Annotated in this window: 16 protein-coding genes; 8 read left to right on the top strand and 8 right to left on the bottom strand. The window is 71.7% G+C overall.

Annotation, left to right across the window (positions count from 1 at the left end; genetic code table 11):
• Positions 1-72: 72 nt before the first annotated feature.
• On the top strand, positions 73-1,467 hold the full coding sequence (locus tag ACZ60T_RS29665; RefSeq protein WP_365624142.1) for a cystathionine beta-synthase: 1,395 nt from the start codon (positions 73-75) through the stop codon (positions 1,465-1,467).
• A 310-nt stretch (positions 1,468-1,777) separates the two neighbouring features.
• Here ACZ60T_RS29665 and ACZ60T_RS29660 read toward each other — a convergent pair whose 3' ends face one another.
• Entirely contained in the window at positions 1,778-2,203 is a 426-nt protein-coding gene (locus ACZ60T_RS29660) for a hypothetical protein (protein ID WP_469668816.1), read from the bottom strand.
• A 184-nt stretch (positions 2,204-2,387) separates the two neighbouring features.
• Here ACZ60T_RS29660 and ACZ60T_RS29655 point away from each other — a divergent pair, with 184 nt between their 5' ends.
• On the top strand, positions 2,388-3,230 hold the full coding sequence (locus ACZ60T_RS29655; protein ID WP_365624140.1) for a MurR/RpiR family transcriptional regulator: 843 nt from the start codon (positions 2,388-2,390) through the stop codon (positions 3,228-3,230).
• Positions 3,231-3,315: 85 nt separating this feature from the next.
• On the opposite strand, the gene ACZ60T_RS29650 is transcribed toward ACZ60T_RS29655, so the two are convergent.
• The 5 genes from ACZ60T_RS29650 to ACZ60T_RS29630 all read right to left on the bottom strand — a co-directional run bounded on the left by ACZ60T_RS29650 (position 3,316) and on the right by ACZ60T_RS29630 (position 7,132).
• Positions 3,316-3,690 carry a roadblock/LC7 domain-containing protein gene (locus ACZ60T_RS29650; protein WP_365624138.1) on the bottom strand — a complete coding sequence of 125 codons (375 nt, stop codon included), beginning with the start codon at positions 3,688-3,690 and terminating at the stop codon, positions 3,316-3,318.
• Between the two features lie 16 nt (positions 3,691-3,706).
• On the bottom strand, positions 3,707-4,222 hold the full coding sequence (locus ACZ60T_RS29645; RefSeq protein ID WP_469668700.1) for a roadblock/LC7 domain-containing protein: 516 nt from the start codon (positions 4,220-4,222) through the stop codon (positions 3,707-3,709).
• 40 nt (positions 4,223-4,262) lie between these two features.
• On the bottom strand, positions 4,263-5,141 hold the full coding sequence (locus tag ACZ60T_RS29640; protein WP_469668699.1) for a transcriptional regulator: 879 nt from the start codon (positions 5,139-5,141) through the stop codon (positions 4,263-4,265).
• A complete protein-coding gene (locus ACZ60T_RS29635) occupies positions 5,138-5,536 on the bottom strand; it encodes a hypothetical protein (RefSeq protein ID WP_071368625.1) in 399 nt (132 codons plus the stop codon). The genes ACZ60T_RS29640 and ACZ60T_RS29635 overlap by 4 nt, the downstream gene beginning before the upstream one ends.
• Positions 5,537-5,749: 213 nt before the next feature.
• Positions 5,750-7,132 carry a type III PLP-dependent enzyme domain-containing protein gene (locus tag ACZ60T_RS29630; protein ID WP_469668698.1) on the bottom strand — a complete coding sequence of 461 codons (1,383 nt, stop codon included), beginning with the start codon at positions 7,130-7,132 and terminating at the stop codon, positions 5,750-5,752.
• Between the two features lie 186 nt (positions 7,133-7,318).
• On the opposite strand from ACZ60T_RS29630, the gene hutU reads away from it, so the two are divergent.
• From hutU to hutI, 4 genes are read left to right on the top strand one after another with little or no spacing between them, the layout of a single operon-like run.
• Positions 7,319-8,983, top strand: coding sequence for a urocanate hydratase (hutU, locus tag ACZ60T_RS29625; protein WP_469668697.1), 1,665 nt, complete (start codon positions 7,319-7,321; stop codon positions 8,981-8,983).
• On the top strand, positions 8,980-10,197 hold the full coding sequence (locus ACZ60T_RS29620) for an allantoate amidohydrolase (protein ID WP_469668696.1): 1,218 nt from the start codon (positions 8,980-8,982) through the stop codon (positions 10,195-10,197). Before hutU ends, ACZ60T_RS29620 begins: the two co-directional genes overlap by 4 nt.
• Positions 10,194-11,552 carry a formimidoylglutamate deiminase gene (locus ACZ60T_RS29615; RefSeq protein ID WP_469668695.1) on the top strand — a complete coding sequence of 453 codons (1,359 nt, stop codon included), beginning with the start codon at positions 10,194-10,196 and terminating at the stop codon, positions 11,550-11,552. Before ACZ60T_RS29620 ends, ACZ60T_RS29615 begins: the two co-directional genes overlap by 4 nt.
• Before the next feature lie 32 nt (positions 11,553-11,584).
• Positions 11,585-12,757, top strand: a complete 1,173-nt coding sequence (gene hutI / locus ACZ60T_RS29610; RefSeq protein ID WP_469668694.1) for an imidazolonepropionase — start codon at positions 11,585-11,587, stop codon at positions 12,755-12,757.
• Positions 12,758-12,833: 76 nt separating this feature from the next.
• On the opposite strand, the gene ACZ60T_RS29605 is transcribed toward hutI, so the two are convergent.
• Positions 12,834-13,751: an RNA polymerase sigma factor SigF gene (locus ACZ60T_RS29605; RefSeq protein WP_365624120.1), complete on the bottom strand. Its 918-nt coding sequence runs from the start codon at positions 13,749-13,751 to the stop codon at positions 12,834-12,836.
• Between the two features lie 239 nt (positions 13,752-13,990).
• Between ACZ60T_RS29605 and ACZ60T_RS29600 the strand changes: the two genes are divergently transcribed.
• Together ACZ60T_RS29600 and ACZ60T_RS29595 are read left to right on the top strand one after the other, a co-directional pair.
• Positions 13,991-14,359 carry an STAS domain-containing protein gene (locus ACZ60T_RS29600; protein ID WP_365625116.1) on the top strand — a complete coding sequence of 123 codons (369 nt, stop codon included), beginning with the start codon at positions 13,991-13,993 and terminating at the stop codon, positions 14,357-14,359.
• Positions 14,360-14,614: 255 nt separating this feature from the next.
• Positions 14,615-15,169 carry an ATP-binding protein gene (locus ACZ60T_RS29595; protein WP_365624118.1) on the top strand — a complete coding sequence of 185 codons (555 nt, stop codon included), beginning with the start codon at positions 14,615-14,617 and terminating at the stop codon, positions 15,167-15,169.
• Positions 15,170-15,250: 81 nt separating this feature from the next.
• Here the strand turns inward: ACZ60T_RS29595 and ACZ60T_RS29590 are convergent, their stop codons facing one another.
• Positions 15,251-16,756, bottom strand: a complete 1,506-nt coding sequence (locus tag ACZ60T_RS29590) for a peptide MFS transporter (protein ID WP_365624116.1) — start codon at positions 16,754-16,756, stop codon at positions 15,251-15,253.
• Between the last annotated feature and the right edge of the window lie 53 nt (positions 16,757-16,809).

Raw genomic sequence — 16,809 nt, 5'->3', positions numbered from 1 at the left:
CCCGGGCCCGGCGAGCGCTTACGCTGGCGGAACCACTAACGACCACGTCCTTTGCAGCGACCGGAGACAACGGTGCATTTCCACGACTCGATGATCAGCCTCGTCGGCAACACCCCGCTGGTGAAGCTCAACAGCGTGACCGCCGGCATCCAGGCGACCGTGCTCGCCAAGGTCGAGTACTTCAATCCCGGCGGTTCCGTGAAGGACCGCATCGCCCTGCGCATGATCGAGGCGGCCGAGAAGAGCGGCGAGCTGAAGCCGGGGGGCACGATCGTCGAGCCGACCAGCGGCAACACCGGCGTGGGCCTGGCGATCGTGGCCCAGCAGAAGGGGTACAAGTGCATCTTCGTGTGCCCCGACAAGGTGTCCACGGACAAGATCAACGTGCTGCGTGCCTACGGGGCCGAGGTCGTCGTGTGCCCGACCGCCGTCGCGCCGGAGCACCCCGACTCGTACTACAACGTCTCCGACCGCCTCGTCCGTGAGACCCCGGACGCCTGGAAGCCCGACCAGTACTCCAACCCCAACAACCCGCTCTCGCACTACCACTCCACCGGTCCGGAGCTGTGGGAGCAGACGGAGGGGAAGATCACGCACTTCGTCGCGGGCGTGGGCACCGGCGGGACCATCTCCGGCACCGGCCGCTATCTGAAGGACGCGAGCGAGGGGCGCGTCAAGGTCGTCGGCGCCGACCCCGAGGGGTCCGTCTACTCCGGCGGCAGCGGGCGTCCGTACCTCGTCGAGGGTGTCGGTGAGGACTTCTGGCCGACCGCGTACGACCGCACGGTCGCCGACGAGATCGTGGCCGTGTCCGACAAGGACTCCTTCCAGATGACCCGGCGGCTGGCGAAGGAGGAGGGGCTGCTGGTCGGCGGCTCCTGCGGGATGGCGGTCGTGGCGGCGCTGCGGGTCGCCGAGCGGCTCGGCCCGGACGATGTCGTCGTCGTCCTGCTGCCGGACAGCGGTCGCGGCTACCTCAGCAAGATCTTCAACGATGAGTGGATGGCGGACTACGGCTTCCTGGAGGACGCCGGTCCGAGCGCCCGCGTCGGTGACGTGCTCAGCGACAAGGAGGGCGGCTCCATCCCCTCCCTCGTGCACATGCACCCCGACGAAACGGTCGGTCAGGCCATCGAGGTGCTGCGCGAGTACGGCGTCTCGCAGATGCCGATCGTGAAGCCGGGCGCGGGTCACCCCGACGTGATGGCCGCCGAGGTCGTCGGCTCCGTCGTCGAACGCGAGCTGCTGGACGCCCTGTTCACCAAGCGCGCCTCGCTGGAGGACCCGCTGGAGAAGCACATGTCGGAGCCGCTGCCGCAGGTCGGCTCCGGTGAGCCGGTGGCGGACCTGATGGCCGTGCTCGGCGCTGCCGACGCGGCGATCGTGCTCGTCGAGGGCAAGCCCACCGGCGTGATCAGCCGCCAGGACCTGCTGGCGTTCCTGGCCAAGGGCGGCGGCAAGCAGTAGCCGACGCGGCGCGACACCCGGCTTCCTGAGCGCGGAACACACGCGTCATCTGCGCGTAGCACCCGCTTCACATGGGTCCGGCAGGGTGGTGACCACACGGCGCCACGGACTTCCGGAGCGGCTCCCGGGCCTCCATGGACGCCACGGACGTACGGCCCTGACCCGGCCCGCGTCCCTCGCGGGGACCGCCGCGGTCCCGACCCCCGGGAACGGGGGTGCGGCGGTCCCCGCGTTCGCTTCCGCCGTCCGCCGCGTCCGCTGCTTCTGTCGTCAGGTCGGCGTTCTGTCGTCAGGTCGGCGGCGGGCGGGCTCAGTCCCGCCAGTCGCTGTCCTCGGCGGCCCGGCTGCGGCGGCCGAAGAAGCCCGGACTCGTGCGCGCGGCCTGCGCCACGTTGACGCCGACGATGCCGAGCCAGGCGATCAGGAGACCGGCCCGGCCACCGAGGGCGCCACCGATCGCCGAGAGCGGGACGGCGAGGACCAGCGAGACGATGCCGAAGCCGAAGCGTTCGGCCCAGGAGTCCGTGGCCCGCGGCGACTGGCTGCCGCGCGCGACCACCATCTGCTGTTCGGCGAGTTGGCGCCGCACCCGGCGGTCGATCGTGCTGTCGATCCGCTGGTCGACCTTCTCCAGGAAGGACTCGATCAGCGCGGACTCGTACTCTTCGCCCAGCTCCTTGCGGGCTCGCAGGCCGGCGTCCAGATCCTTCTTGAGGTCGGCGTCCCGCGCGTCCATTCCCGTCATGCTCACCACGGTAGAGAGCGGGTGGCGCCGCGGCACTGGGGGTAACCCCCCTCTTGCGGTGGGGGCCGCCGGACGCCCGGATTGCATATCGCCATGCAGGCTTCCTGGTGTTTGAATAGTTACCCGGTGGTCGGGCAGCACGAGGCGATGTCCGGTTCGAGAGGGGGAGCACGTCATGGGCGTGACCGACAGTCCTGCCGCACGGCTGCAGGCGCTCTTCGAGGGGCACCGGTTGACGCCGACCCAGCGGCGTATCGCGCACAGCATGGTGCGGCGGGCCGCCGACGTGCCCTTCCTGTCCAGCGTCGAACTGGCCGAACTCGCCGGGGTCAGCCAGCCCTCCGTGACCCGCTTCGCGGTCGCGCTCGGCTTCGACGGCTACCCGGCGCTGCGCAGACATCTGCGCGAGGTCGCGCCCGCCGAGCGGACGGCGGAGCCGGGGGCCCGCAACGCCTATCAGCAGGCCGTCGAGGCCGAGATCGAGAACCTCCGGCATCTGGCGCAGGTACTGGCCGATCCGCGGCCGGTGCGGCGGGCGGGCCGGATCCTCGCCGCGTCCCGCCCCCTGCCGGTGCTCGGTCTGCGCGCCGCGGCCTCCCAGGCGTACGGCTTCGCCTACTTCGCCGCGAAGGTCCACCCGGACGTACGGCTGCTCCACGAGGGCGGCACGATGCTCCAGGACCGGATCGACGCGGCGGTCAGGGCGGGCGCGAGCGCCCTGCTGTGCTTTGCGCTGCCCCGGCATCCGCGCGAGGTCGTGGACGCGCTGGCGTACGCCCAGCAGGCGGGCCTGACGGTGGTCACGGTCGCCGACTCGGCGTTCGCACCCGTGGCGAAGGCCTCGGACCTGCTGCTGCCGGCCGCGGTCGGCACCGGCCTCGCCTTCGACACGGTCTGCGCGCCGATGCTGCTCGGCCGGGTCCTGCTGGAAGCGATGTGCGACGACCTGCCGGACGCGCAGGCCCGGTTGGAGGAGTTCGACACGCGGGCGGCGGCCAGAGGGCTGTTCGTGGAGTAGCGCCGACGGGCGTCGGCCTCCGTGCCCGCCGCCCGGTCGGCGGCGCGGCCCCGGTCGGAGCGCGCCGCCGTCGCGGGGCGGCGGGTCAGACCTCCAGGCTCTGCTCGATGTTCTTCAACTGGTGGCGTGCCATCGCCAGGTTGGCGCGCTTGGAGTCCAGGACCAGGTAGAGGAACAGGCCGTTGCCGCCGCGGCCGGTGAGCAGGCGGATCAGGTGGTACTGGTCGGTCAGCGTGATCAGGATGTCCTCGATCTGCCCCTTGAGTCCCAGGTGCTCCATGGTGCGCAACTTGGCCCGTACGACATCGGTGTTGCCGGCCGCCGCGACCGTCAGGTCGAAGGTCTTGCTGCCGCCCATCGTGCCCAGGGCCATGCCGCTGGTGTAGTCGACCAGGGCGACTCCGGTCGCGCCCTCGATGGAGGAGAGCGCCTCTTTCAACGCGGTTTCGGTGTTGGACATATCGGGGTGCGTCCTTTCAACTTTCGGTGGTGGTACGCGCGTTCGCGGCCGATCGGGGGCGCGCGGGGGTGCGCGGGGTGCGGGTCGGCAAAGGGGAGGACCCGGAGGTCGTCTTCGCGGGGGTCCGTGCGGCGCGGGACTGCGGCGAGGGCTCGCTGCGGGCCGCTTCGTCGACCAGTTCGCCGATGCGGGTGCTCGCGCGGCGGCCCTCCAGATGCAGCCGGCCGACGTTGACGCGGTCCTGGGCCAGCAGCGTCAGGACGGCGCCGCGGCCCGCCGCGTAGGTGGCCACATAGCCGTCGGTACCGCGGACGAGCAGTTCACGGAGGTCGCCGCGGCCGGTGGCGTCGGTCATCCGCAGGGCGACACCGAGAGCGGCGGCCGTGAGCGCGGCGATGCCCTCCGCCTCGATGCCCGGGGTGTCGTGGGCGAGGACGAGTCCGTCGACGCTGGCGGCGAGCGCGCCGGTCAACTGCGGGATACGGGCTCGGAGGCGGTGGAGTTCGGCCAGGATCTCGGGCTCCGCGTCCATCAGGGGTCTCCTCTCGGCAAGGCGTTGCCGTTCGATCCGGTCAAAGGGCCTCCAGCGCATCCCTGAGCCTCTTCAGCAACGTGATGTGGGGGTCGTCGGCGTAGGGAGGCGGCAGCGCCTCGCCGGGCGCGGGCACCGTCGGGTCGTGGTCCGCGCGGATCCCGGCCGACGGCTGCCGCTGCCCGCCGTACGGCATGGCCATGACGCCGTACGTCCCGGCCGTGATGACGCCCGCCGCGGCCAGGCGCCGTACGTCCACCAGCGTGTGGAAGGCGGGGCGGCCGAGGGAGCGCGAGATGTCCGCCGCCGTGCGTACTCCGTCGATCCGGTCGAGCACCGCGCCCTGGCGGGGGGTGACCGTCCGGCCCGAACCGCGGGCGGCGCGCACGAGCGGGGCGTCGTCCGTCGTCGGGTCGGGCCAGATCGCGTGGAGCAGTTCGCGGCGGCGCAGTGTCTCGCGCTCCAGCGCGGCCACCGGGACCGGACGCACGGGGCCCAGCCAGTGCGCCTCGCCGTAGTGGAAGCGGACCGGGGCGCTGCTCGGGCCGAGGACGAAGTACGCCGCGTCGAACAGGGCTCCCAGATGGCACAGTTCCAGCGCGCCCTCGCCGATACGGCCGCTGTCGATCAGGAACCGCCCCACCCGCCGCCGCTCCCCGGCCTGCGCGAACGCCTCCCGCCAGCCGTCCTCGTCGAGCGTGCCGCGGGCCATGAGCAGGGCGTCGAGGCCCGGGGTCGCGGGGCTCTCGGCGTACACCACCTGGCCCTCGGACAGATAGAGCATGCCGCCCTCGCGCATCAGCACCCCGGTGGCGTGTTCCTCGGCGAGGCGGCTGAGCATGGGGGACAGGCCGCCGCCCGGGATCCGGGTCCGTTCCCGGGTGGGCAGGCGGGGCGGGGGCGCGCCGACCGGCGTCATCCCAGCACCAGCCGTCCGGCCATCTCGCCGAGCCGTATCCGGGCGAGGGCCAGATTGCCCTCCTCGCGGGCCAGCCACAGATGCAGGAAGACGCTGCTGTCGAAGGTCGTCGGGACGAACCGCAGCAGGTGGTAGCTGTCCCGGTTGGCGATGATCAGGTCCTCGACCGGGCACGCGTTCTCGGACCAGTCGGCATCGCCCTCCGGGGCGAACGCGCGGTGCTCGGCGGCCAGTCGGGCCAGCTCCGCCGCCTCCGCCGCCGTCCGCTCATGGTCACCGCCGGGCGAGTCCCCGACCGTGCCCAGGGCGAGCCCGCTGGTCCAGTCGACCACCGCGGCGCCCCGGGCACCGGGCAGTCGCATGGCTTCCAGCAGGCACTCGTCGATTCCGGGCACCGTCGCTCCCCTCCCCACCTCGGGTACGGCTGAGTGACGCAGAGGCTACGCAACGTATGTGCGAGGGAGTGAGGCTTCTGGCATTTTCCAGTGGAACATGCGCCGGGTAACTAGAGTGAGTCGATTAGCCTCCGCCACAAGGGAGTTGGGGAGCCCCGCCGGATACGCCGCCCGATACGCCGACGGATACGGGGCGGACGCTCGCGGGTGAGGTCACAGGGCCGTCAGCGCGTCCGCGTGCCCTCCGCCCGACTCCGCCACGATCTCCTGGACCGTCTGCGGCTCCCGTACGAGAGCGAACCGCGTCTCCCCGCTCGCGTCCCGCGTGTAGCCGTACACCCCCGGCCGCGTCAGGGAGTTGTACGCGTAGTGGTGCGCGAAGTAGTACGCCCCGGTGTCCAGCGCCGCCACGTGGTCGCCCTGCTCCAGCAGCGGCAGCCGGTACCCCTCGGCCAGCAGGTCGCCCGCGAAGCACGCCGGTCCCGCCACGTCCTGCACCACCTCGGGCCCCTCCTTCGGGCGCCCCTGCGCGTCGTACGCCGCGATCCGCAGCGGCCAGGACGCCGGTGCGTACACCGTGCGGGTCGCCACCTGCACGCCCGCGTGCGTGACCGCCACGGCCCGGCCGCCCGCGCTCTTGGCGTACTCCACGCGCGCCACCAGCGCCCCGTGCTTGGCCAGCAGCGACCGCCCGAACTCGGTGACCAGCCCGTACCGCCCGTCGAACAGCCCCGGCACCGTCTCCGTGAGCAGGCGCGCGTACTGTGCGTAGGTGGGTGTCGTGGCCTCGGAGGCGAAGTTCACGTGCAGCCCGCCGCCGATGTCGATCGTGTCGATCTGCCGCCGCCCCACGTGCCGGTTGATCTCCTCGGCGAGCGCGTACGTCTCCGCGATGCCCCGCGCCATCAGCGTCAGCGGGACGCCCTGCGAACCGGAGTGCGCGTGCAGCCGCGTCAGCCAGGGCCGCTCGGCGAAGGCCCGCACCACCCAGGCGCGCGCGCCCTCGTCGCGCAGCGCCACCCCGAACTTGGACGTGGCCGTCGCCGTCGACAGCGCCTCGATCGCCCCGGCCCCGATCTGCGGATTCACCCGGACCCCCAGGGGAGAGTCCGTACGGGTCGCGGAGACCAGGGCGTCCAGCCGCGCCAGCTCCTGCGGGCTGTCCGCGTTCACGGCGATGCCCAGGGCCAGCGCCTCGCGCAGCTCCGCCGCCGTCTTGGCGGGCGAGTCGAGGACGGTCCGCTGCGGCGCCACCCCGGCCGCGCGGGCCAGCGCCAGCTCGCCGGGGCTGGCCACCTCCGCGCCGAGCCCGGCCTCGCTCAGCAGCCGCAGCACCGGTACGAGCGGTGACGCCTTCACCGCGAAGGCGTGCAGCACCGGCGTGCCCGCGGGGAGCACCGCGTCGAACGCCTCGCGCAGCTCCGCCGCCGACTCCCGTATCCCCGTGATGTCCAGCAGCCCGACCAGGGGTGCCTCCGCTCCCACCAGGCCCTGGGCGACCGCGCCGCGCACGGCCTCGTCCCGCCGCGCCGCCCGTCCGCTGTCCGCCGCGTGCCCGGTCTCGGCCGCCGTCGTGCCCGTCCCGTTGTCCCTCATCGTCACCGCGCCCCCGCTCTCATGTCGCCTTCTGCGGTCATGCATCCAGCCAAACATCCCCCGTCGCCGCACCGCCGGCACCCGAAGGTATTGACTAGGTCTATTCAGGTGGCCAGGATGTGAATAACAACTGCACTTGTCCTGCGCGCCGTCGGGTGTGCGGGGTCGTCCATCGGGAGGCAGACCATGTCAGGACCCCGGCCCGTTCGAGCGCCGCGCGGTACGGAACTGAGCACCCTGGGATGGCAGCAGGAAGCCGCCCTGCGGATGCTCCAGAACAACCTCGACCCGGAGGTCGCCGAGCACCCCGACAAGCTCGTCGTCTACGGCGGCACCGGCAAGGCCGCGCGGGACTGGCGCTCCTTCGACGCGATGGTCCGCACCCTGCGCACCCTCAAGCAGGACGAGACGATGCTCGTCCAGTCCGGCCGCCCCGTCGGCGTGATGCAGACCCACGAGTGGGCGCCGCGGGTCCTGATCGCCAACTCCAACCTGGTCGGCGACTGGGCCACCTGGGAGGAGTTCCGCCGTCTGGAGGCCCTCGGCCTGACCATGTACGGGCAGATGACCGCCGGTTCCTGGATCTACATCGGCACCCAGGGCATCCTCCAGGGCACCTACGAGACCTTCGCCGCCGTCGCCGCGAAGAAGTTCGGCGGCTCGCTGGCCGGCACGATCACCCTGACCGCGGGCCTCGGCGGAATGGGCGGCGCCCAGCCGCTCGCCGTCACCATGAACGACGGCGTCGCGCTCTGCATCGACTGCGACCCGCGCGCCATCGAGCGCCGCATCGAGCATCGGTACCTCGATGTGAAGGCCGACTCCCTGGAGCACGCCCTCCAGTTGGCCGTCGAGGCGCGCGCCGCCCGCCGCCCGCTGTCCATCGGAGTCCTCGGCAACGCCGCCGACCTCGTCCCGCGACTGCTCGCCATGAGCGCCCCCATCGACATCGTCACCGACCAGACCTCGGCCCACGACCCGCTGTCGTACCTGCCGACCGGCGTCGCCTTCGAGGACATGGCCGACAGCGCCGCCAAGGACCCGGCCGGATTCACCACCCGCGCCCGGGAGTCCATGGCCCGGCACGTGGAGGCGATGGTCGGCTTCCAGGACGCGGGCGCCGAGGTCTTCGACTATGGCAACTCCATCCGCGGCGAGGCCCAACTCGCCGGATACGACCGGGCGTTCGCCTTCCCCGGCTTCGTACCCGCCTATATCCGGCCGCTGTTCTGCGAGGGCAAGGGCCCCTTCCGGTGGGCCGCGCTGTCCGGCGACCCGGCCGACATCGCCAGGACCGACCGGGCGATCCTCGACCTCTTCCCCGAGAACGAGTCCCTCGCGCGCTGGATCAAGCTCGCCGGTGAGCGCGTCCACTTCCAGGGCCTGCCCGCCCGGATCTGCTGGCTCGGCTACGGCGAACGGGACCGGGCCGGTGAGCGGTTCAACGACATGGTGGCGAGCGGTGAACTGTCCGCGCCGGTCGTCATCGGCCGCGACCACCTCGACTGCGGCTCCGTCGCCTCGCCCTACCGCGAGACGGAGGCCATGCTCGACGGCTCGGACGCCATCGCCGACTGGCCGCTGCTGAACGCGATGGTGAACGTCGCCTCCGGCGCCTCGTGGGTGTCCGTCCACCACGGCGGCGGGGTCGGCATGGGCCGCTCCCTGCACGCCGGGCAGGTGACCGTCGCCGACGGCACGAAGCTCGCCGGGGAGAAGATCCGCCGGGTCCTCACCAACGACCCGGGCATGGGCGTCATCCGGCACGTCGACGCCGGATACGACATCGCCGAGTCGGTGGCCGAGGAGCGGGACGTGCGCGTCCCGATGCGCGAGGGTGACGACGCGTGACCTTCCACAGCATGTGGGCGCAGTTGCTGCCGATCGGCCGCAGCCGTGACTCCGGCGGCTACCGCCGATTCGCCTGGAGCTACGCCGACGTCGACTGCCGGGCCTGGTTCAAGGAACAGGCCGAGACCCGCGGGCTCGCCTACGAGGTCGACCGCAATGGCAACCAGTGGGCCTGGCTCGGCGACCCCGCCATGGGCGACGCCGTCGTCACCGGGTCCCATCTGGACTCCGTCCCGGACGGCGGCGCCTTCGACGGGCCCCTCGGCGTGGTCTCCTCCTTCGCCGCCTTCGACGAACTGCGGGCGCGCGGCGTCGAGTTCGCCAAGCCCTTCGCCATCGTCAACTTCGGCGACGAGGAGGGCGCCCGGTTCGGGCTCGCCTGCGTCGGGTCCCGGCTCACCTCCGGGCAGCTCACCCGCGAGCAGGCGCACCGGCTGACCGACGCCGACGGCGTCACCCTGCCGCGGGCCATGGAGGCCGCCGGATACGACCCCGACGCCATCGGAGCCGACCCCGAACGGCTCGGCCGGATCGGCGCGTTCGTCGAACTGCATGTCGAGCAGGGCCGGGCCCTCGACCTGAGCGGCGACCCCGTGGGCGTGGCCGGTGCCATCTGGCCGCACGGGCGCTGGCGGTTCGACTTCCGGGGCGAGGCCAACCACGCCGGGACGACCCGGCTCGGCGACCGCCACGACCCCATGCTGTCCTACGCCGAGACCGTCCTGGCCGCCCGCCGTGAGGCCGAACGCGCGGGCGCCGTCGCCACCTTCGGCAAGATCGCCGTCGAGCCGGGCGGCGTCAACGCCATCCCCTCCCGGGTCCGCGGCTGGCTCGACTCCCGCGCCGCCGACCAGGAGCGCCTCGACACCGTCGTGGGCGGCATCGAGAAGGCGGCCCGCGCCCACGCGGACAGCCAGGGCGTCGAACTCGACGTCGTCCGCGAGTCGTTCACCCCCGTCGTGGAGTTCGACCACGCGCTGCGCGACGAACTGGCCCGCATCCTCGGCAAGGACACCGATCTCACCGTGCCCGTCCTCGGCACCGGAGCGGGACACGACGCCGGGATCCTCGCCGCGAGCATCCCGACCGCCATGCTGTTCGTACGCAACCCCACGGGCGTCTCGCACTCCCCGGCCGAACACGCCGCCGAGGACGACTGCCTGGCCGGGGTGAGCGCCCTCGCCGACGTACTGGAAGGGCTGGTGGGCCGGTGACCCGGACGTACTGGCTGGAACACGCCTGGCTCGACGGCGCCGTCGAGCCAGGCGTCACCCTGACCGTGGCACCGAGCGGCTCCGCCGCGGGCGCCGACGGCCGCATCACCGCCGTGCGCACCGGGATCGCCGCCCCGCCCCCCGGCGCCGAGGTCCTGCGCGGGCTCACCCTCCCCGGCCTCGCCAACGCCCACTCGCACGCCTTCCACCGCGCCCTGCGCGGCACCGTCCAGGTCGGCTCCGGCACCTTCTGGACCTGGCGCGAGGTCATGTACGCGGTCGCCGAGCGGCTGACCCCGGACACGTACCACGCACTGGCCCGCGCCGTGTACGCGGAGATGGCGCTGGCCGGTGTCACCGCCGTCGGTGAGTTCCACTATGTGCACCACGCGCCGGGCGGCACCCCGTACGCCGACCCCAACGCCATGGGCGAGGCGCTCATCGCCGCCGCCGCCGAAGCCGGTATCCGCATCACCCTCCTCGACACCGCCTACCTCTCCTCCGGCTTCGGACAGCCCCCCACCCCCCACCAACTCCGCTTCTCCGACGGCACGGCCGAGGCCTGGGCCGAACGCTGTTCAGTTCTCAAGGAACGGGATCACGCACGGATCGGAGCGGCCGTCCACTCCGTACGGGCCGTGCCCGCGGGGCAGTTGGCGACCGTGGCGCGCTGGGCCGAGGAGCGGCGGGCCCCGCTCCATGTCCACCTCTCCGAGCAGACGGCGGAGAACGAGGCCTGCCAGGAGGCCCACGGCCGCACCCCCACCCGCCTGCTCGCCGACCACGGCGTTCTCGGGCCACGCACCACCGGGGTCCACAACACGCACCTCACGGACGAGGACATCGCGCTGCTCGGCACCACGTCCACCGGCACCTGCATGTGCCCGACCACCGAACGGGACCTCGCCGACGGCATCGGCCCGGCCAGGGCCCTTCAGGCCGCGGGCTCCCCGCTCAGCCTCGGCTCCGACAGCCACGCCGTCATCGACCTCCTCGAAGAGGCCCGCGCGATGGAGCTGAACGAGCGGCTGCGCACCCGCACCCGCGGCCACTGGACGGCCGCGGCCCTGCTGCGGGCCGCCACGGCCACCGGGCACGCCGCGCTCGGCTGGCAGGACGCGGGCACCCTGAGGCCCGGAGCGCTCGCCGACTTCACGACGATCGCGCTGGACTCGGTCAGAACCGCGGGCCCACCGGCGCGGCTCGGCGCCGAGACGGCCGTATTCGCCGCGACGGCAGCGGACGTACGGCATACGGTCGTGGGTGGCCGACAGGTCGTCCGCGACGGGGCGCACGCCCTCGTCCCGGACGCGGCGCGGGCGCTTGCGGACGCCGTGGCAGCCCTGCGCACCTGACACCCGCTCCCTGTCCCACCCACGAGGAACCCATGAGCAGCACGGTCATCACCAACATCGCCAGCCTGGTCACCAACGATCCCTCCCTCGGTGACTCGTCTCCGCTCGGGCTGATCCAGGACGCGGCCGTCGTCATCGACGGCGACCGCGTCGCGTGGACCGGTGAAGCAAGCAAAGCACCCGCCACTGACAATCGGGTCGACGCCGGTGGCCGGGCGGTCATCCCGGGCTTCGTGGACTCCCACTCCCACCTCGTCTTCGCGGGCGACCGCACCGAGGAGTTCAACGCCCGGATGTCGGGCCGCGGCTACTCGGCGGGCGGCATCCGTACGACCGTGGCGGCGACCCGGGCCGCGACGGACGCGGAGTTGGAGGCGGGCCTCGTCCGCTACCTCGCCGAGGCTCTCCGCCAGGGCACCACCACGCTCGAGACGAAGTCCGGCTACGGCCTCACGGTCGAGGACGAGGCCCGCGCCCTGCGCATCGCCGCCGCGCACACCGACGAAGTCACCTACCTCGGCGCGCACATCGTCTCCCCGGACTACGCCGACGACCCGGCCGCGTACGTGGCGCTGGTCACCGGCGAGATGCTCGACGCCTGCGCGCCGCACGCCCGGTGGATCGACGTCTTCTGCGAGAAGGGCGCCTTCGACGGCGACCAGGCGCGCGCGATCCTCACCGCGGGCCGCGCGAAGGGCCTCCAGCCCCGTATCCACGCGGGCCAACTGTCGTACGGCCCCGGCGTACAGCTCGCCGTCGAACTCGACGCGGCCAGCGCCGACCACTGCACCCACCTGACGGACGCGGACGTGGACGCGCTCGCGCACAGCCGTACGGTCGCCACGCTCCTGCCCGGCGCCGAGTTCTCCACCCGCGCCGAGTGGCCCGACGCCCGCCGCCTGCTGGACGCGGGCGTGACGGTGGCCCTGTCGACGGACTGCAACCCCGGCTCGTCCTTCACGTCCTCGGTGCCGTTCTGCATCGCGCTCGCCGTACGGGACATGCGGATGACCCCGGACGAGGCGCTCTGGTCGGCCACGGCGGGCGGAGCCGAGGCCCTGCGCCGCACGGACATCGGCCGCCTCACCCCCGGCGCGTACGCGGACCTGGCCCTCCTCGACGCACCGAGCCATGTCCACCTGGCCTACCGGCCGGGCGTCCCGCTGGTCAGCAGGGTGTGGCGGCGAGGGGTGCGCCAAGTCTGACCCCGCGCGCCCCAGCGGCGCGCACACGTCACAGCCCCCGGCATGACGCCGGGGGCCGTACGCGGTCGGGGAGTCGTCACTCCTCGACCGTGAGTCCCTTCCGCAGCCGTACCAGCGTTCGGGACAGCAGGCGGGACACATGCATCTGTGAGATGCCCAGTTCGTCGCCGATCTCCGACTGGGTCATGTTCGCCACGAACCGCAGGGAGAGGATCTTGCGGTCGCGGTGCGGGAGTTCGGCGATCAGGGGCTTCAACGACTCGACGTACTCGATGCCTTCGAGTCCGTGGTCCTCGTAGCCGATGCGGTCCGCGAGTGCGCCCTCGGAGTCGTCCTCCTCGGGCTGCGCGTCGAGCGAACTCGCCGTGTAGGCGTTCGACGCCGCCATGCCCTCGATGACCTCGTCGTCGGAGAGGCCGAGGCGATGCGCCAACTCGGCCACGGTGGGGGCCCGGTCGAGCTGCTGCGCCAGTTCGTCGCCTGCCTTCGCCAGGTCGAGGCGGAGTTCCTGGAGCCTGCGCGGGACGCGTACGGACCACGACGTGTCGCGGAAGAAGCGCTTGATCTCGCCGATGATCGTCGGCATCGCGAAGGTGGGGAACTCGACGCCTCGGCTGAGTTCGAAGCGGTCGATCGCCTTGATCAGGCCGATCGTGCCGACCTGGATGATGTCCTCCATCGGTTCGCTGCGCGAGCGGAAGCGGGAGGCGGCGAACTTCACCAGGGCGAGGTTCAGTTCGACGAGTGTGTTGCGGACGTACGCGTAGTCGTGCGTGCCCTCCTCGAGCGACTCCAGCCGTTCGAAGAGCGTCTTGGACAGGGCCCGTGCGTCCACGGGTCCCACCTCGTCGTACGGGGGGATCTCCGGGAGTCCGGCGAGTGCGCCTTCCGTCGAGCCGTCCACGGGGTCGTGGTCCGGTCGTTGCGGTGGGGGTGCCGACGTCGCCCTCTGGGGCTGCGATGCGTCGAGCCGGGGTGACATGATGTCCTCCATCGTTCTCGGCGTATGGCCGCCGATGCCAATACGTGCACTGCGGTGTGCGGCGCCTCCGAAGCCGGCCGTGTTGAGTAGGTGTCCCTACTAGCCCTACCCGGTTTCGCAGGCCTGTCGCAAGTGAGCTCTGCGGTGAAATGTCCGAATTTGAGGGGTTGTTCGGGTGTCCGGGAGGTGTGAGGAAGGCGTAGTGTTCGATGGCGTCCAGCATCAGCGACAACGGTCGGGAGAGAGACGGCATGGACCGCGGGACGGTCGGCAGCGCACAGTCGGGCCGGCTTCTGGTCGAGGTGCGGCAGGAGGGCACGAGCGCTGTTGTGACCCCGGCGGGTGAGCTGGATCACCACACCGCCGATCTGCTGCGCGAACCGCTCGAAGACTGCCTCGCCAAGGGGTTCTCACGGCTCGTCGTGAACTGTTCACGACTGGAGTTCTGTGACTCCACCGGACTCAACGTCCTGCTCGGTGCCCGGCTGAAGGCCGAGGCCGCGGGCGGCGGAGTCCATCTGGCGGGCATGCTGCCGGTGGTGGCCCGGGTGTTCGAGATCACCGGGGCGGAGGCCGTCTTCACCGTCCACGAGACGCTGGACGCGGCCCTGACCGAGTAGCGCGGGGCCGGGGGGCTTGCCCAGGTGTTCCCGAGTGATCGACGCGTTACGCGCGTCACAGTCACCGGTCGAATCCATGGGTGTTCCGGCGGTGTGCTCGGGCAGGAGACATGCTGAACAGATCGGCAGCCGGGGGCGCAAGCCGCGATGAACAGGTCCCGAGCGAACGGCACGAGCAACAAGCGACGGAAACGTCGATGATCTCCGTACTGAGTTTTGAATCGTGAACTGGTGACACGGTGAGGTGAAGCGCTGATGAGCACCACCCGGCCCCACTCGCCGGGCGACCGCGGCCCTGAGCCCAGCGGCGCTTCCGGAACGCCCCGGGGGGACGACGAGGGCGCCTGCTCCGGCATGCCCGCGCAAGCGGGGGCCACGGCGGCGGGGGAGCCCCCCTCCGGCCGACAGGCCCGCAGACTGAGCTTCGACGGCCGGAGCGGAGTCGTCCCGCTCGCCCGGGACTTCACCCGTCAGGCGCTGTACGCGTGGGGCTGGCTGCCCGCCGTCGGCGCCGACCGCAGGGCCGCCGCCGAGGACGTCCTGCTCGTCGTCTCCGAACTCGTCACCAACGCCTGTCTGCACGCCGAGGGCCCGGACGAGCTGTGGATCACGTGCGACCGCAAGGTGCTGCGCCTGGAGGTCTCCGACAAGGGCGCGGGCCTGCCCGCACCGCGCACCCCGCACCGCGCCGGACGCCCCGGCGGCCACGGCATGTTCATCGTCCAACGCCTGTGCCTGGACTGGGGAGTCGTCCGGACCCCCGGGGTCGCGGGCAAGACGGTCTGGGCGGAACTCGGCGCGCCCGCGTAAACGCATCAGCAGAACGCCCGGAGGGCCACCGCATCAGAAGATGCGGTGGCCCTCCGTCGGTTCGGTCCGGCCGACCAGGCCTCAGCGGACGTCGCCCATGAGCTTCTTGACCTTGTTGCGGTACATCCACACCGCGACACCGGCGACCACGGCGAGCACGGCCTCCAGGGCGACGAAGCCCCTCTTGTCGAGGTTGACCCCGCCGACGGCCGGGTTCGACAGCAGAGCGGTGATCGAGTCGCCCGCGGTGACCGCGAGGAACCAGACACCCATCATCTGCGAGGCGTACTTCTTCGGCGCCATCTTCGTCGTCACGGACAGACCCACCGGAGACAGCGTCAGCTCACCGACGGTCTGCAGGAAGTAGATACCGACCAGCCACAGCGCCGCGGCCTTGTGACCGCCGTCGGCGATCGCCAGCGGAGCGAGGAACACGAAGAACGACGCGCCGACCAGGACCAGGCCCGACGTGAACTTCACGATCGTGCTCGGCTCCTTGCCGCGCCGGTTCAGCGCCAGCCACAGCCAGGCGAAGACCGGGGCCAGCGCCATGATCAGAACCGGGTTGACCGACTGGTACCAGGAGACCGGGAACTCCCAGCCGAAGATCGTGTTCTTGGCCGACGAGTCGGCGAACAGCGCCAGGGTCGAACCACCCTGGTCGTAGATCATCCAGAAGACGGCGGCGGCGACGAAGAACCAGATGTACGCCCGCACCTTCGACCGCTCGTCGCCGTCGAGGTCCTTGTCGCGCAGGATCCGGGCGATGACCAGGATCGGCACGATCAGGCCGATGACCGTCAGCGGGATGAGCGCCCAGTTCAGGGTGAAGTGGCCGGTGAAGCCGACGATGCCGTAGAAGACCGCGGCGACGACGAGCCACATCAGGCCCTTGCGCAGCGTGGCGGACTTCTCCTCGGCCGACATCGGCGTCGGCACGACGCTGCTCCGCTCGTCCAGGTGACGGCCGCCGAGCAGGTACTGGCCCAGGCCGATCGCCATGCCGAGCGCGGCGAGCGCGAAGCCCAGGTGCCAGTTGACGCTCTCACCGATGGTGCCGATGATCAACGGCGCGACGAAGGCGCCCAGGTTGATCCCGATGTAGAAGATCGTGAAGCCACCGTCACGGCGCGGGTCGTCCGGACCCTTGTAGAGGTGACCGACCATCGTGGAGATGTTGGCCTTCAGCAGACCCGAGCCGATGGCGACCAGGGCGAGACCGGCGAAGAAGACGCCCGTGGACGGCAGCGCCAGCGTCAGGTGACCCAGCATGATGATGACGCCCGCCACCGCGACCGTCTTGCGCGGACCGAGGACGCGGTCGGCGAACCAGCCACCCGGCAGCGCCAGCAGGTACACGAGGGACAGGTACACCGCGTAGATCGCGGACGCCGTCGCCGCGTTCATGTGCAGGCCGCCCGGCGCCACCAGGTACAGCGGGAGCAGGGACCTCATGCCGTAGTAGGAGAACCGCTCCCACATCTCGGTCATGAAGAGAGTGGCCAGTCCGCGGGGGTGGCCGAAGAAGGTCTTCTCGGAACCGGGTGTGCCCGGTCGGACCGAGTCCTTCGTCAGGCTGGACGCCATGGGTCGTTCCTTGCTGGTCGGGACGCGCGGCTGGAGCGTTGCGCGCCCGGTGG

The sequence above is a fragment of the Streptomyces sp. NPDC104371 genome (genome assembly GCF_055583785.1).
Note: the sequence above shows the minus strand (reverse complement) of the source record. Positions and strands in the feature narration are given on the sequence as shown.

What these genes read in the sequence shown, in the direction of transcription:
- ACZ60T_RS29660 (WP_469668816.1), bottom strand. Translation starts at nt 2,203, where the DNA reads ATGGACGCGCGGGACGCCGACCTCAAGAAGGATCTGGACGCCGGCCTG.
- ACZ60T_RS29655 (WP_365624140.1), top strand. Translation starts at nt 2,388, where the DNA reads ATGGGCGTGACCGACAGTCCTGCCGCACGGCTGCAGGCGCTCTTCGAG.
- ACZ60T_RS29650 (WP_365624138.1), bottom strand. Translation starts at nt 3,690, where the DNA reads ATGTCCAACACCGAAACCGCGTTGAAAGAGGCGCTCTCCTCCATCGAG.
- ACZ60T_RS29645 (WP_469668700.1), bottom strand. Translation starts at nt 4,222, where the DNA reads ATGGACGCGGAGCCCGAGATCCTGGCCGAACTCCACCGCCTCCGAGCC.
- ACZ60T_RS29640 (WP_469668699.1), bottom strand. Translation starts at nt 5,141, where the DNA reads ATGACGCCGGTCGGCGCGCCCCCGCCCCGCCTGCCCACCCGGGAACGG.
- ACZ60T_RS29630 (WP_469668698.1), bottom strand. Translation starts at nt 7,132, where the DNA reads ATGAGGGACAACGGGACGGGCACGACGGCGGCCGAGACCGGGCACGCG.
- hutU (WP_469668697.1), top strand. Translation starts at nt 7,319, where the DNA reads ATGTCAGGACCCCGGCCCGTTCGAGCGCCGCGCGGTACGGAACTGAGC.
- hutI (WP_469668694.1), top strand. Translation starts at nt 11,585, where the DNA reads ATGAGCAGCACGGTCATCACCAACATCGCCAGCCTGGTCACCAACGAT.
- ACZ60T_RS29605 (WP_365624120.1), bottom strand. Translation starts at nt 13,751, where the DNA reads ATGGAGGACATCATGTCACCCCGGCTCGACGCATCGCAGCCCCAGAGG.
- ACZ60T_RS29600 (WP_365625116.1), top strand. Translation starts at nt 13,991, where the DNA reads ATGGACCGCGGGACGGTCGGCAGCGCACAGTCGGGCCGGCTTCTGGTC.
- ACZ60T_RS29595 (WP_365624118.1), top strand. Translation starts at nt 14,615, where the DNA reads ATGAGCACCACCCGGCCCCACTCGCCGGGCGACCGCGGCCCTGAGCCC.
- ACZ60T_RS29590 (WP_365624116.1), bottom strand. Translation starts at nt 16,756, where the DNA reads ATGGCGTCCAGCCTGACGAAGGACTCGGTCCGACCGGGCACACCCGGT.